14 protein-coding genes are annotated in these 14,533 nt (G+C 33.8%); 6 read left to right on the plus strand and 8 right to left on the minus strand.

Annotated features, from left to right (window positions below; translation table 11 throughout):
- Positions 1-18 precede the first annotated feature (18 nt).
- From VG895_00250 to VG895_00270, 5 genes are all read right to left on the minus strand, one after another.
- A complete protein-coding gene (locus VG895_00250) occupies positions 19-1,002 on the minus strand; it encodes an IS30 family transposase (protein HWA51472.1) in 984 nt (327 codons plus the stop codon).
- A gap of 234 nt (positions 1,003-1,236) precedes the next feature.
- Positions 1,237-2,589 (minus strand): fatty acid--CoA ligase family protein, encoded by a 1,353-nt coding sequence (locus VG895_00255; protein HWA51473.1) that lies wholly within the window; start codon positions 2,587-2,589, stop codon positions 1,237-1,239.
- Complete coding sequence (locus VG895_00260; GenBank protein HWA51474.1) at positions 2,586-3,287, minus strand: SDR family oxidoreductase; 702 nt, start codon at positions 3,285-3,287, stop codon at positions 2,586-2,588. Before VG895_00260 ends, VG895_00255 begins: the two co-directional genes overlap by 4 nt.
- Positions 3,280-3,582: an acyl carrier protein gene (locus VG895_00265; protein HWA51475.1), complete on the minus strand. Its 303-nt coding sequence runs from the start codon at positions 3,580-3,582 to the stop codon at positions 3,280-3,282. Before VG895_00265 ends, VG895_00260 begins: the two co-directional genes overlap by 8 nt.
- Before the next feature lie 22 nt (positions 3,583-3,604).
- The gene (locus tag VG895_00270) at positions 3,605-4,723 is read right to left on the minus strand and encodes a hypothetical protein (GenBank protein HWA51476.1); all 1,119 of its coding nucleotides are present in this window, start codon (positions 4,721-4,723) and stop codon (positions 3,605-3,607) included.
- A 379-nt stretch (positions 4,724-5,102) separates the two neighbouring features.
- Between VG895_00270 and VG895_00275 the strand changes: the two genes are divergently transcribed.
- The 6 genes from VG895_00275 to VG895_00300 all read left to right on the plus strand — a co-directional run bounded on the left by VG895_00275 (position 5,103) and on the right by VG895_00300 (position 11,912).
- Positions 5,103-5,972 (plus strand): polysaccharide deacetylase family protein, encoded by an 870-nt coding sequence (locus VG895_00275; GenBank protein ID HWA51477.1) that lies wholly within the window; start codon positions 5,103-5,105, stop codon positions 5,970-5,972.
- 34 nt (positions 5,973-6,006) lie between these two features.
- A complete protein-coding gene (locus VG895_00280; GenBank protein ID HWA51478.1) occupies positions 6,007-6,288 on the plus strand; it encodes a hypothetical protein in 282 nt (93 codons plus the stop codon).
- A 221-nt stretch (positions 6,289-6,509) separates the two neighbouring features.
- Positions 6,510-7,760, plus strand: coding sequence for a 2-isopropylmalate synthase (locus VG895_00285; protein HWA51479.1), 1,251 nt, complete (start codon positions 6,510-6,512; stop codon positions 7,758-7,760).
- An 88-nt stretch (positions 7,761-7,848) separates the two neighbouring features.
- On the plus strand, positions 7,849-9,372 hold the full coding sequence (locus VG895_00290; protein ID HWA51480.1) for a radical SAM protein: 1,524 nt from the start codon (positions 7,849-7,851) through the stop codon (positions 9,370-9,372).
- A 72-nt stretch (positions 9,373-9,444) separates the two neighbouring features.
- The gene (locus VG895_00295) at positions 9,445-10,848 is read left to right on the plus strand and encodes an MFS transporter (protein ID HWA51481.1); all 1,404 of its coding nucleotides are present in this window, start codon (positions 9,445-9,447) and stop codon (positions 10,846-10,848) included.
- Positions 10,845-11,912: a DUF1611 domain-containing protein gene (locus VG895_00300; protein HWA51482.1), complete on the plus strand. Its 1,068-nt coding sequence runs from the start codon at positions 10,845-10,847 to the stop codon at positions 11,910-11,912. The genes VG895_00295 and VG895_00300 overlap by 4 nt, the downstream gene beginning before the upstream one ends.
- A 6-nt stretch (positions 11,913-11,918) precedes the next feature.
- Here VG895_00300 and VG895_00305 read toward each other — a convergent pair whose 3' ends face one another.
- Genes VG895_00305 through VG895_00315 form a run of 3 tightly spaced genes read right to left on the minus strand, consistent with a single transcriptional unit; the run spans position 11,919 to position 14,532 of the window.
- A complete protein-coding gene (locus VG895_00305; protein HWA51483.1) occupies positions 11,919-12,581 on the minus strand; it encodes an isoprenylcysteine carboxylmethyltransferase family protein in 663 nt (220 codons plus the stop codon).
- Entirely contained in the window at positions 12,578-13,261 is a 684-nt protein-coding gene (locus VG895_00310) for an amino acid racemase (protein ID HWA51484.1), read from the minus strand. Before VG895_00310 ends, VG895_00305 begins: the two co-directional genes overlap by 4 nt.
- Positions 13,258-14,532, minus strand: coding sequence for a hypothetical protein (locus tag VG895_00315; protein ID HWA51485.1), 1,275 nt, complete (start codon positions 14,530-14,532; stop codon positions 13,258-13,260). The genes VG895_00310 and VG895_00315 overlap by 4 nt, the downstream gene beginning before the upstream one ends.
- Position 14,533 lies beyond the last annotated feature (1 nt).

Genomic DNA, 14,533 nt, shown 5'->3' on the forward strand with positions numbered 1-14,533 from the left:
AAAAAGCCTTGGCGCATTCTAGCTCCAAATGCGACAATCATTTTTATATTGCTGTATAAACATCTCATATGGCGTTTTATAGCCAATACATTTTCTAGGGCAATGGTTCATTTTACTGGCTAATTGATCTAGCTCCTCCTGGGTAGTATTGGCAATATCTGTTGACCTAGGTAAATACCATCTCAAACGACCATTCATATTTTCATTGCTTCCTTTTTGCCAAGGAGAATGAGCTTCACAGTAATACACTTTGCATTTAATTTCTCGTTCAAGATGCCGGTAATCCGCAAATTCACTACCTTGATCAAACGTAATCGTTTTACACATCTTTTTGGGCAGTATCTCAAATTTTCCTTTTATCTTATCCATAACGCCACGAGAATATTTGCGATCATTCTTTATCAGATAGACCAGTCTGGATTTGCGTTCTACTAGCGTAGTGACTGCTCTTTCTCTTGTGCCGCTAAATGCAATCGTATCCCCTTCCCAATGACCAAAGCGTTTTCTTGTTATTATATCCTCTGGCCTTTGCGTAATTAATCTAATCTTTCCATAGCGGCAAGGCTGCTTTTTCCTACCATAACGCTTCCGTCTCTTCGGTTTTTTATAGGCTAAATAATGATATAGCTCTTTTTCTTTGGAAGCATAAATAAATTGATAAATCGTTTCATGGCATACATTGAAACTTAGCTGTTGATGCTTCATTCGTCCTGCAATTTGTTCTGGGCTCCAGCCTTTCTTCAAACCCTTAATGACATAATCTCGTAAAATCCCATTCCTTTGTAATTTCTTTAGATAACTTCGCTTTCGCCTTTCTTGTCTTTTTTCCTCAGCCAATACTGGAAAATAGCCTTCTGGCTCTCGGTTGCGATTTAGTTCTCGGTAAACAGTTGACCTATGTTTTCCTACTTTTTGACAGATTTCTGATACAGGCATACCCATTTCTAGATATACGTATATACGACGTCGATCTGTAACTGATAATTGAGTATACTTCCCCATGCGGCAGTCTCCTTGCTATTTTTATTCATGTTTTCGTAGAACATTGAATATACAGCAGTTTTGACTGTCGCACTTCTAATTAGAATTCGGCCTTCGGTTTCCAAAATGACAGATTCAGTGAAGTGCAAATGAAGTGTAAATGAAATGAGTCCTTTCCAATGCTCTGCATAATGCATGGCGAAGCCGTACCCAACTAATCGCACTTTATTAGTTTGATTCATATAGATTTTGATATCAGTTTGTTACTTTTCGAACATTTTTAAATCTTTCGTTATGAAAAAATTTTTTGGATATCTCAATTTTTTGAGGAATTTTATAGGGCGCCAATTTATTTTTACAAAATTCTTTTATTTCTCGATGAAAATACTTAATATTGTTTATTGAATCGTCTAATACAATGCGTGCTTTTACAATTTGTCCTAGTATTTGGTTGGGCTCTGATACAACAACAACATCTAAAACACCGTTCATCATTCGAATAACATTTTCAATTTCAGAAGGATAAACTTTTTTACCTCCTACATTAATGATTTCAGATACTCGTCCCAAAATACGTAAGTAATCACCCTCAACTGTTACTTTATCTTCTGTTTTAAACCAGCCATCTTCAGTAAATGGACTTTCTGCATTAAGATATCCTAGCATTGCAGATTCTGCTTTTATTTCAAGCATTCCATTGATTATTCGAGTTTGGTAGTTTTCTCCTTCTATTTTCATATAAAGAGAATTAGAAGATTTGGATTTGGTATTTAAGATACCAACTTCGGAAAGACCATAGTTTTGTGATAGTCGTATTTGAGGAAAAAGTTGATTAAATCGTGTTAATACACTTTCCGACATAGGTTCAGCGCTGTAAGTTACTATTTCAAGGCTACTTAAATCATATTGGGTATGTGCAGCACTTAGTAAAAATAAATTAATAAAGGTGGGTGTTGTCGGTAAAGCTTGAGCTTTATATTGCTCGATACAATAACAAATATGCTGTGGGGTGCGATTTTTTACAGTAATCACACAGCCGCCATTTGATAGGGTTTGCAAAAGTGTATTCAGTCCTCCGATGTGATCAAATAATAAAAAGCAGATAGTTTTTTTGGCAATACGAGGTTTTTTAAACTTTTCTAATAGTTTTGCAAAATTGTGAACCACTCCTTTTGGATTGCCGGTTGAACCTGAAGAAAAGAGGATTAGACCAGGTACTTGTAATTCGCGAAGCTGGGTAATTAATGGATGTTTTGTTTTTGTTACTTTGTCAATTAGAAAAAAATTATCATGTTCATCCAGCTGGATACAAAACTCAACTTCGGTTAGTTGCAAAGGGTGTTTCTGTTCTTCTTTTGAAGATGAAGTTGTAAGGATAAGGATACATTGATGCTGTATTAAAGCTAGTAATAAAGCAATCGTAGCGGGTGAAAAATCTGAACATAACTCTACTACACTGCCTTTTTTTATCGGACTATTTTTTAACCAGGTTAAATAAGTTAAAGTTGTTTTATGTAGGTGTGCATAATTATAGGATTCTCCATTCCATATCATGGCTTCTTGATTACTATTATTTTCAAATTGCTCTAAAAGAAAAGTTATGCTCATGATATACCACCCAAATAAATTATTTGTCCAGTAATGAAAGAGCTTGATTCAAGTAAAAAAAAATCAACTACATTTGTAATATCTTCAAATTCAGCAAAACGTTTGATGGCTTGCCGCTGTAGTACAGCATCCAGCTTTTCTTTGGGTACATTACGAATCATGTCTGTATAAATAGGATTTGCACCAACAGCGTTAATGGTAATGCCAATATCAGCTAATTCATAAGCCAATATTTGTGTCAGTGAATTAACGGAGGCTTTAGATGCAGCATATATTGCTTCACCACTAATCTTCAACGGAGTTGCAATGGATGTAAAATTAACAATTCGGCCAAATTTATTTCTTGCCATAAGCCTTGTTGCTTCGCAACAAAGTAAAAATGTACCTAGTATATTCGTATTTAAAATATTACGAACAGAACTCATAGGAGTTAATAAACTATGATTCATAGCGGCAATACCAGCATTGTTAAGTAGGTAATCCAAACGACCATATTCTTTCTTAACGACCTGGAACATCTTTTGTATGTCTATTTCGTTACTGACATCTGCAAGAAAATGTTGGTAGTTGTTCAGTTCCCATTCGGGTTGCTTTTTACTGCAACCAATGACTTGATGGCCTTTTTGAACATAATAGTGTGCTAGAAATTTTCCTATCCCTTTACGTGTGCCGGTAATTAGTGTCACAGGTTTACTCATGGAGTAACTCCATTTCACTCATGACATAATCTGCTAAAGTTCCGACAGTTGAAAAAGGGCTGTGTTTAGCGGAAAAAGCTTTTTCACTTGCAAGAGTTAAATTTCGATTAAACTCTTCCTCGATACCTCGTTCAACATGCATTATTAGATTTACTAATGATATCGAGTCTAATAAACTTTCTTGGGCATACAAAATAATGCTTTCGCCTTCGGATAAATCAATTTTGTTAACTAATGAAACATTAGCTTCTATTATAGCGTCATGAATTATACTAATAACTTTATCTCTAGACATGCTTTCTCCTAAAAGATTAATATCATGATGCCCAATATGGTGGGGATAAACTGCCTGTAATTACCATGTCACGCTGATTTAAAACGAAATTAGGAACTGTTTTTGTAACGATGGGTGAAAGAAAGGATTCTTGTTGAAAACCACTTTCTAAAAAATAAGTTGTTAAATTTTTAAGATACATATTGTCTGAATTAAAACAAAACAACTTGATTTTTTTCGCCTCCATTTTTTTAACAAAGGAGATTAAAGTAGGTAATATTATGTTCATGTCGGTTGGGTCAGATAACATTATGTCATCTATGTTAATATCGCCAAGTTTATTTTTTCTTATAATGGCATATCCAACGAAGATATCAGCCTTATAAAAGCTTATAAATTTTCTAAAAATAAATGGATTGTCATCAGCAATCCAGTTGGCTATTTCTTGGTTATAGAAAATAAAATAATCGGTGGGGTTTTCTTGAGAAATTTTGCAGATTAGTTTTTGTATATTATCTGAATAACCGAATTCAATATTAATTTCTCCGGAAGGCTTGAAAATAAATTTGTCTATGTCATCCAGAACAAGGGTAGATAAGGCATCATATCGTTCATATCCAATGATTGTAAAAGGGTTGGTTTTTGGGGTTAGTCCACAGATAAATTTAACTTCATTGTTAACGGTCATTTTTTCAAAAACTAAGGATTCTAAAGTAGGAAATATTTCTTTTCCCCAAAATCGAAAGTTAACTAGTAATCGTTCTAGTAATGCAGCTTTAATAATAACGTTATTCTTTATGAAAAAAAATCCTATGGTACCTAATGCACCAATAATTTCATTATTAGATGAAGCAGTAAATATTCCGCCAATATTGGTTGGATTCTTTGCGTATTCATAATATAGTACCTTACCAGTTAAAAGAGGATTTCCCCCCGTGACTGAATAAAAATTAGCCAGATTTTTAAATTTATCTTCAGGGTCATTATTTGAAAACTGGTAATCAATATTGCTTTGCATGGGAAATTGTTCCTCGATGTTCCTACATTTTGCCGCCAAAGTCAGCATAGCAGCATGCGGCACAAACACATGCTCTGGTTGCTCTAGCTTAACCACAAAATACGAATGTACTGATGATAACATAACAACTAGCATTATTGGCATAATTTCCCAGCCGCTTCGCTAATGTTAACTCTATTTCTAAAAGCTTGAAAATAGTTTTTTGCTAATGTATCCTTGCTCTATAATACTAACATACTAACCTCTTCGCAAAGACTTTAAAATGGATTCACTGGCTTTAGCATCATTAGCGTTATCACGAGTTAGTTTAAATGCTACTAACTCGCTGCGTTCATAATATCAAGTTGAAGTTTAAAGCCAAAAAACTAGCAAGTTGAGATTCATCCATCATCCATGCTTAGCAATAGCCTCGAAAATTTGGTGCCTTGTAAATTGTTTTATATGGCAGTGTGTAGCAGCTGGATTTGTGCAGATAAAATGGTTTTTTTTAAATTCTAATCAAAAATAAAAGAGTGTTCCAGGTATGAACATAGAATTGGCATTGACGATAGATGATATTCCAAGAAATGGCCACACTATAATCCCAAATAGTAATTTGAATGTTGTTCAAGGCTTAACGAATATTTTTAAACTATACAAACTACCTCCAGTTTATGGCTTTGCGAATTGTAGTTTAGCTGAGAGTAGTTCAGGCTATGAATTATTACAGCATTGGTTAGAAACAGGTAATAAGCTAGGTAATCATACCTATAGTCATCTTGATTTAAGAAATGTGAGCTTAGAAGAGTATTTAAATGATATTGAAAAAAATGATATTTTTCTGTCTAAGATTTCAGGTAATAAAGATTATAACTACTGTAAATATTTCCGTTACCCCTATCTACTCGAAGGTGAAACTAAAGAAAAGTATCGCGGGATAAAAAAGTATTTAAATGATAATAATTATAAAATCACCCAGGTTACGATTGATTTTCTTGACTTTGCATGGGAGCAACCACTATTAAACTGTCTTAGAGCAAATAATGCCGAACTGCTTGATGAGTTAAAAAAACTCTATGTTGATACAGCAATTAGTAAACTTCTAACAGCACACAAAGCCGCGAATGAAATATTTCAAAGAAATATTAAACATGTTTTAGTGGTTCATTCCTGCTTAGCAACAGCCATGTTTTTAGAAAAAGTTATTCAGGAATATAAAGAGAATGGCGTTAAATTTATATCATTATCTGAAGCGATAATGGATCCTGTGTATGAAACAGAGATAAATGTTATTAGCGATATTGGGCCAAATTTTTTAAGAAAAATTGTGATAGAAAGAAAGCTTGACCTGCTCAATAAGCCAACAGTGCCCACAAAACGACTAAAAGAGATAGAACAATACTCTTCTGTTTAGGAGGTTGAAAGATAATGCTGTCATCAAGCACTAAATGAAATTGAAGCATAAAGTTTATGGAAGAACAAAAATTTTGGAGGCTGTCATGGTAAAATCAGTTGAGCTTGATGTGTTTGGACGTCGGATGGTGGTGAAATTTGTAGATTCACACTGGGAGCTTTATACCTCTTCAGTAGAAGGTAGACAGCGTAGAATTGATGATGTTATTATTCCTGACTTTATTGAGATTGATGAACTCCCAACTTATTTGGGGGATATTTTTCATGAAGCGGCAACTCACTTACACCCCGACGTTAAAATCATAAAAACAAACTAATAATTTTTTAGATTATCTTTGCTTTTCCAGCTAAATTACTACCTTCAACCAATTATTTGGGAGGGGCTTTTCTCAGTGAATCGTGCAATAGTAATTACTATTGATCATTTTCCGCAGCCTAATTAATTGATAGCATTTCTTTAGAATTTGTTTTTGCTAGTTACTCAGCTTCCAAAAATTTTCATTTTCTGGCATATACGGATTTATAAAATTGCAATATATTGAAGATATTACCTGTTAAACATGTAGAAGAAATTTGTTTAATTGCAAAAGCAAGCCGAGGATTCAAAATGTTTGAACAAAATCTCATTAAACGGCAAAACCCTTTAAAACTTTTACCAGGCATCAAAATTTTAGATAATACTTTAAGAGACGGCGAGCAAACTCCCGGTATTAGCTTTTCATATCAGGATAAATTAGATATTCTAAAAGCTTTATGTGAGTGTGGTGTTAAGGAGGTTGAAGTTGGGTTTCCCGCTAGTGCTGAATCGGAAAGGACAGCCATAAAAAATCTAGTTTCCCATGATTTACCCGCCAATCTACATGGCTTATGCAGATTATCGAAAGAAGATATTGATTACGCCAGCCAATGTGGATTGAAAAATATTACTCTTTTTCTTCCAGGTTCAAAAAGATACATAGAACAAAACCTTAAGTTAAATCTCAACCAACTGACTGAAACTATTAAATCAATGGTTTCCTACGCAACTGAGAAAAATATTTCTGTTAAGTTTAGTTGTGAAAATGCTTCTCGTATGGATTTAGAAACTTTAATTAATTATTACCAAGCTGCCATCAGTGCAGGGGCTTCAACTATTTCATTTCCTGACACATCAGGTGTAATGACTCCATTTGATACTTATCGATGTGTAAAAATCTTGAAACAAGAATTACAGGCCAATATTTCTATACATTGTCACAATGATTTAGGCTTAGCAACAGCAAATACCCTTGCAGCAGCTGAAGCAGGAGCTATTGAACTTCAAGTGTGTGTTAATGGTCTTGGTGAAAGAGCTGGTAATGCTGCTCTTGAGGAAGTTGTTTTAGCTCTTGTCAGCCAATATAACTACAATCTCGGTATAGATCTTACAAAATTACACCTACTGTCTGAATTGGTTTATGAAAGATCTGGTCTTTGTGCGTCTTTTAATAAGCCAATTTTTGGCCAAAATGTTTTCAGACATGAATCTGCCATACATGCTACCAGTATCTTAAGAGGAGAAAATCTCTATGAACCTTTTTCTCCATCATTGGTAGGCAGATCTCATGAAATTATACTTGGAAAACACTGCGGATTGCCAAGTTTGGAGTATTATTTAACCCAGGTAATGAACATAAAGCTGTCATATGATGATACCAAAAAATTATTGTCTTATATTAAAGAGCATAGTGAACAAAAAGAATTGATAGATTTAAATAAATTTATAAAAAAACTAGGCTTATCTGTTCTCAATGCAGAAGCGGTATGTTAAACAGACCCTAGTGAACAACCTCTTTTTTGTATAGTATAAAGGAAAAGGAAAGAGTACCTCATTTAATTTTATTAAAAGGAGAAGGCGCATGAATAAAGTAAATATTTCTAGATTATTTTTTAATAATCGGCATGCTGCTTTATTTGAGATTGAGCAGCAGAAGCCAGTTTTATTCGATGTTGTAACCTCATCCACTTATGAACTAACTCTAGATGAAGCAGAAAAAATCAAGCAAATGAATAATCTTGAGGAAACTCTGAAACAATCTTTTGTGGAAAAACACTTATCTCGCTTAAATGGTTTTATTTCACAAGGGTTGCTTTTTGGGCCAGATTATCGCAGGCAAAGACCCAAATATGAAAAACGATTAATGTTGCAGGATGTTGTTGTGCAAATAGCATACACTTGTAATTTTGCTTGTACATACTGTTATGCTGATGAAGGTGAATATGGAGGCGGGAAAGCCTATACCATGACAGAACAGGTTGCTCGAGATCTGGTGGATTTTTCGTTTAAAAATAGAGCTACCAATTCGCTGGGTTTTTGCTTACTAGGTGGTGAACCTTTATTAAATATGAAGGCAGTTAAAGCCTTGGTTTCCTATGCTCGCGAAAAAGGGCAACAAGAAGGAGTTATTGTTGAATTTCTTTTAACTACAAATGGCACTCCTGTATCCCCCAATACTATGCAGTATTTTAAAGATAATGATGTTGCAATTAGATTAAGTGTTGATGGAACAAGAGAAATTCATGATCATTATAGACCTACCAAAAAAGGAAAACCCACATTTGACATGGTTAATAATACCTTTGGTAAGAGTATGAAAGATAGTGGTGTTGATTACTCGGTACGTGCGACTCTTTTTGGTCCATATGGCGAGTCCATTCAAGAACAAGTAAGAACATTATTTGAAGATTATAACTATGAAAATGTAAAGGTTGACTTTATTTGGGGAGTTGAGGGTACCCCTGGATTAATTACAGAGCAGAATATTGATTCAGTGTATAAAGGTATTGATACCCTTGGGAGTTGGTTTAAAGATAAGGTGATGAATAAGGAATTAAATTGGTATGATTTAGAACCTTTTTCAAAGTATATTGGTCGCATCAGAAAAGTACCTAAAGTATCTCCTCTATTTAACACTGATGACATTAAAAGCAACTATGTGGGTGGCTCAATACTAGAAAATAATGGAGTTGAATGTGGTGCAGGTATTAATGTTATCTCCATCTCGGCAAATGGCGATATTTATTCCTGCCATCGTACTGAGGGCAAAAAAGAATTTAAAATGGGCTCTATTTATGAAGGCGTATCTATGCAACACTTAGATTATTGGGGTACGCATTGGCGCCTTGAAGATGAAAATGCAGATTGTAGTAAATGTTGGGCGCGTTATATCTGCATTGGTGGCTGCCCAGCATTTGGATTTGATAAACACAAGGATCCTATGAAGTGTGATAGAGTCAAGTGTAATGTACGACGTCAATTTATTGCAAACTCCGTGATTTTAAATCATGAGATGAAAAAGATCGAGAAAGAGCAAGGCATATCACTAGACCCACCCGCAAAAAGTTGTAATGTTAACAAGAACTGTAAAAATTGCACGGAATGAAAAAAATCGTCAGGGGGGAAGCACTTGGAAGAGATTGCAGCTTCAAGTAATCGATTGGGTTATGTATGGGTATTGTTTACAGGTGAGTTTTTATTAAGGTTTGCATTTTGGACTATACAATCCACAATAATACTTTATTTCTCACGGATTAGTGGCATTAATTTGAATTCAGCTTATGCAATATTTGGCTCGTTTACAGCGTTATCATTCATAATGCCTATATTAGGGGGATTGTTTAGGAATATCACCGGGATTGGTTTTAGAATATTGGTTATATCAGGGCTATGGGTTGTCTTGCTGGGTGCAATTCTTTTAGTCCTACAACTGAATATGGGTTTAACCTATTTAGGTTTAACAGCAATAGCGGTAGGTGCTGGTTTATACCTGCCCAATGCGACTTTATATTTAGGGGAATTATTTACTGATCAAGATAAGAAAAAAATTCGTGGCTTTGCCTTCATTTATTTAAGCAGCAATATCGCAGGCGTTACTGCTCCAATTATAAGCGGAATTATCATCCAGCATTATAATTGGGCTTTTATTTTTATTCCTACTGTTCTTGGAATTTTGGTGTGGTTAGGGCTAGTATCTTTTACAAATTTTTTTCCTAAAAAAGATGATACATTGAAAATTAATTTGAGAAGCAAGATTTTGTTTTTAGGTCTTTTATTGTCCATGTTTGTATTTTGCTATTGTGATCTTGTATTCGCTAAATTAATGTCTTCATCAATACCCTTCATAGTTATTTTTTTTATCATATTACTCATATATATCATCTCAAAATCTCAAACTAAGCATAAAATTAACCTTATTAGGTTATTATTATTGAGTCTGTTAGTGATCGTCTATTATGCATTTCTTTATCAATTACAGAGCTCGTTGTTAGTTTTTATCAAAAACTATGTTAATTTGGATTTTTATTCTTATTCCTTACCGGCTAATGTATTTGTTTCGTTTGAGCCAGCTATTATTATTTTAATATTCCCTATTGTGATGAGATTTCTTAACAAAATAGTAAGGCAAGATCATTACCTTAGTAATCCAACTGGAATTATAGTTGTGGGTGGAATGACAGGGGCAATCAGTTTTCTTGTTTTTTACTTAATCATTACTTTTAATATTTACACCTTACATTCTGCTCTTGGGATTTTATTTGTCGGGACCATAGGTTTAGCGATAGGAGATTTAATGATCCTACCCGCTTTTAATGTTGCTATTGTTACTTATTCGCCACTAGAATTAAAAGGTCTCATTGTTGGCTTGTCTTCACTTCCTTTTGCCTTCTCTGGTTATCTATCTTCACAAATAGCCAGGATAATCCAACTAGAACCGCACAGCACTGTTTCTAATCTTAGCAAATTTTCTGTAGCCTATTTGTATATGTTTTTATTTTTAATAGTATTTTCGTCCATGATAGGATTTATAGTTTTTTCAATAAAGCAAAAGTTTAACAGAATAGAACAGGTGTTAATATGAAAATTATCGCTTACTTTGAGGGGGAATATAATCCATATAGAGGTAAATTCCTAAATGCGATCAGGCGCTATAAAAAAGACTGCTTGATAGGAGTTGTATCCTATATGCCCTCTAACACATTACAAAATTACCTTCATGAACATAACATTAATTTATTTACATCGTTAGAACAAATTAAGGATAGTTTTACACATTTTGTGATCACCTTATTAGATTTTAATCATCTAACTGAAATGTATAACATATGTAACGGGATAGAGAATTTACTGGCCTTTAGTAGAAATAAACATATCAGAATTGTAAACGGCACTTTTAGATATTTAGGAGATTATTTTCCTGGCTATGCTGATCTTATATGGGATATTAGAAAAATTGATCCAGAATACCAACCAGAATATTTTAAAGATGAATTAAGGCATAAAAACGCTCAATTAAGAATTTTGACGGTTGGTACTGACAGTAATATAGGGAAAATGACAGTTGGCTTAGAGTTAGAAAGAGTGCTTTGTAAGAAAAATTATGATGTGAAATTCATTGCAACCGGACAAATAGGTATTTTTCTTAAAGGAGAAGGCATTTCCTTAGATTCAACTATCATTGATTTCTCAAGAGGTATGTTAGAGGAGCATATTCTTAATTACGATAACGAAATTTTGATTATTGAAGGTCAGGGAAGTATTTTTCATCCCGTTTTTTTTGGTACTGCAACGACCTTATTAAATGGGGCAGCTCCTCATTTAATGATCATGTGCTCGCGAATGGGCCAAAAATATAATAGGACGGTTCCAGATTGGCCTATCCCAGTCTATCCGGAAGCCATTAAAAAAACCGAAGAGGTTGCAAGAAAGGTAATTCCCGATTCAAAAATTATCGCAATGACAGTGAATACATCGGAAATCAACCACGACGAGGCCGCTTTATTTGAATTACAACAGCTGGAATATCAATTAGAACTACCTGTGTCAGATGCGGTTAGATTCGGTGTAGATAAGCTAACCTTAGCAATAGAAAAAGTTTTTGAAAACAAAATAAGGTCTGTTTACAATTCTACTTTGCCTACATAGAAATCATTAGTAGATAAAAGGTATTAGTTTGTAGGTTTTCTTCATGTAGGCTTCGTAATCATCATTTTTTAAGTTTTTTAGAAGCGATTCTTCCAGCTTAACTCGATAGAAAACAGCTGCACTTGTCAGAAATAATATGATAATAGCTAACCACCATGAACCAGCAACGAGCGGAAAGCCAGTGAAAAGCAGTATAACACCCGTATAGCTTGGGTGACGTATATAGTGATATAAACCATCTTGTATCAGGTATTGTTTATCATCGATATTAAGTGTCATTGTAAAAAATTTTTTCAATTTCACAATAGCCGAAAATCTTAACATACTTCCGCACAAAATAAGCAGAAAACCAACCAATAGCAAAAGAAGATTTTCATTATTTTTTGTATGGAATAAAATGTAAGCTGTGCTTGACCATAAACAAAAGTGACGACATAAAATTATGTAGGCACGAGAATGCTTATCAAAAGGTTTTTGTGCTGCGACAAGATTACTTTCAGTATTTTCGATGATGAGTTCAAGACATGACCAAAATAGATATAGGCTAGTTAGAAAAAGTAATTTGATATCTGGTTTAAAAAACAGAACTATTATTGCGGGCAGGATGCTTATCATAACAGACAATGTTCTATTTCTCATTAATATTTTTTCTGAGGTAGTTTGAATCATAAATTAGCCTTAAGAGTATTAACAATTGCTGAGGCATATAATTGGCTTGAATCTAAAAACACAAAATCCTTGCTTAGTTCGCTTTTAGTTAAAAAAGTAAGTTCTGAACAAGCCAATAATATGGAATCGTGACCCGTTTGTTTTGTTAAAATTTTCTTTAATCTCAAAAGTTGGGTTGTAGTGAGTTTTTTATTTAATTTAATTTCTGTAATTATTTCATCAAGCAGGTTGTTGAGAGTTGCATTAGGATATTGGCAATCGGGTAGATAATTGCTATACAATTTAGCTTTATTGGTTATATATGAGCCAAGAATTAATGGATTATTATAATGTGACTTCAGCTGTAATGAAACCATTTGTATCATGTGTAGCCAAGGTATTTTTATTTTTTCTGAAATATCATGATAAAAATAATGGACTGCATTACAAGGTATTGAAACAAAATCTGCGCCAATCTTAGCCAAATTATTGATGCTAGTACTGATATGATCAGCTGGTGATGGACCTTGCTTGTTAAATGCTTGAATTCTATTCGGAATTTGTGGAAAGTTATCAATTAAAATTCTAAAGTGGTCAGTTTCTTTTTGGGCCTCGGTGAAATTTAATATATATTCAAAAAATTGAGAGGTTGCATAAGATCCCATACCACCTACTATCCCTAAAGTTTTGAAATGGTTCATACATAATGCTCAATAATATTTTTAATATAATTAAGTATGTTCAATTCAAGGTTATCAATGGTTTTATTATTTATATAATAAGGTGGTGCCAAAGGAAAGTTTTTGCTGGGCATACTCCAAAAACCATAAGGTGGTTGTTCAATTATTTTTTTCTGACCGTTATGTATCACCCAAGATAATTTAGGGGGGCTAATATTGAGTAATCTAAAGCCGTGTTCATAAAGGAATTCTTGTATGCTTAAATGCGAATGGTCCAATAAATTTAATCTTACAACTTTACAGGCGCTATCATTTTCTAATAATAAAGAAAATAATGTATCAAACGATGAAATAGAGCTTTTAGGTAGGTCTTGATTATTGTCAGAATGACAAATTAATGTTTCATGATTAAAAGCTCTGAGCTTAGTATCTGTAGATGCTTGCATACTGGCTGAAACTTTATGAAAATTTATCTTAGGTGGTTTTGCAGAAGTGATAATTGTAGGTGCGTATTGAAAATTAAGTAGACATAGTGTTTTCACATAATCAGCTTCAGCTAGATTAGCAATATACCAAGGGATTTCCTGCATAATGGCTTTTACTACATCATTGGTATCCCTATTTATTTCTCTAAATTCAAGAAACTCAAGCATACCACCCTGCATAACATACCAAGGTGCATACCCCCAAAATCTAGAGCGAATGAACTCGGTATGGATTTTTTTGACTGCTTCTCCTCCCCGAACATTCTCTGTGGAAAAACGAGTTCTTGGCACCAAAATAAAAGTATGATACCTATCATATAGGTAGGTTTCAGCTTTGGTTAAGAATTGTAATACTCGATAAATAATGGCAGGTGAACCTTTGAAGTTTCTAGCAGAACTTCCGGCTCTACATAATTCAGCTGTTCCCAAACTAAATTCATCAAAGGCAGAAATGGCTGTTACTGTGCCTAGTAGTGGAAGAATGAATGCATTTTTTTCTTTAAAATAATTTCTGAGTTTAGTAATTTCAATTTGATCACCCCAGAACCATATGTGCTCATCATCTTCATGAATTCTTTGTGCTAAACGTTGGTAATCAAAACAGTCGGTGTGATAATCATTTTGATAGACACTTTTTAGTATATTTAGCCTCACATCTAGAGCTTGGAGTGCGGCAGATTTAGATTCTATAGAGGAAATATAATTCTTCTTGTGGCAGAAATCTGGATATTCTTTTAATTTTTCACTTAATCGAGATATCGATTTTTCCTTATTTTCATATGGGTAACATAATAGGGGTAATGTCATA

It is taken from the genome of Patescibacteria group bacterium, assembly GCA_035549555.1.
Taxonomy (GTDB): Bacteria; Patescibacteriota; Microgenomatia; order UBA8517; family UBA8517; genus Co84-156.

Coding starts and splice junctions, on each gene's coding strand:
- VG895_00280 (HWA51478.1), top strand. CDS start 6,007: ATGAAATTGAAGCATAAAGTTTATGGAAGAACAAAAATTTTGGAGGCT.
- VG895_00255 (HWA51473.1), bottom strand. CDS start 2,589: ATGAGCATAACTTTTCTTTTAGAGCAATTTGAAAATAATAGTAATCAA.
- VG895_00300 (HWA51482.1), top strand. CDS start 10,845: ATGAAAATTATCGCTTACTTTGAGGGGGAATATAATCCATATAGAGGT.
- VG895_00305 (HWA51483.1), bottom strand. CDS start 12,581: ATGATTCAAACTACCTCAGAAAAAATATTAATGAGAAATAGAACATTG.
- VG895_00270 (HWA51476.1), bottom strand. CDS start 4,723: ATGCCAATAATGCTAGTTGTTATGTTATCATCAGTACATTCGTATTTT.
- VG895_00260 (HWA51474.1), bottom strand. CDS start 3,287: ATGAGTAAACCTGTGACACTAATTACCGGCACACGTAAAGGGATAGGA.
- VG895_00310 (HWA51484.1), bottom strand. CDS start 13,261: ATGAACCATTTCAAAACTTTAGGGATAGTAGGTGGTATGGGATCTTAT.
- VG895_00265 (HWA51475.1), bottom strand. CDS start 3,582: ATGTCTAGAGATAAAGTTATTAGTATAATTCATGACGCTATAATAGAA.
- VG895_00315 (HWA51485.1), bottom strand. CDS start 14,532: ATGACATTACCCCTATTATGTTACCCATATGAAAATAAGGAAAAATCG.
- VG895_00290 (HWA51480.1), top strand. CDS start 7,849: ATGAATAAAGTAAATATTTCTAGATTATTTTTTAATAATCGGCATGCT.
- VG895_00250 (HWA51472.1), bottom strand. CDS start 1,002: ATGGGGAAGTATACTCAATTATCAGTTACAGATCGACGTCGTATATAC.
- VG895_00275 (HWA51477.1), top strand. CDS start 5,103: ATGAACATAGAATTGGCATTGACGATAGATGATATTCCAAGAAATGGC.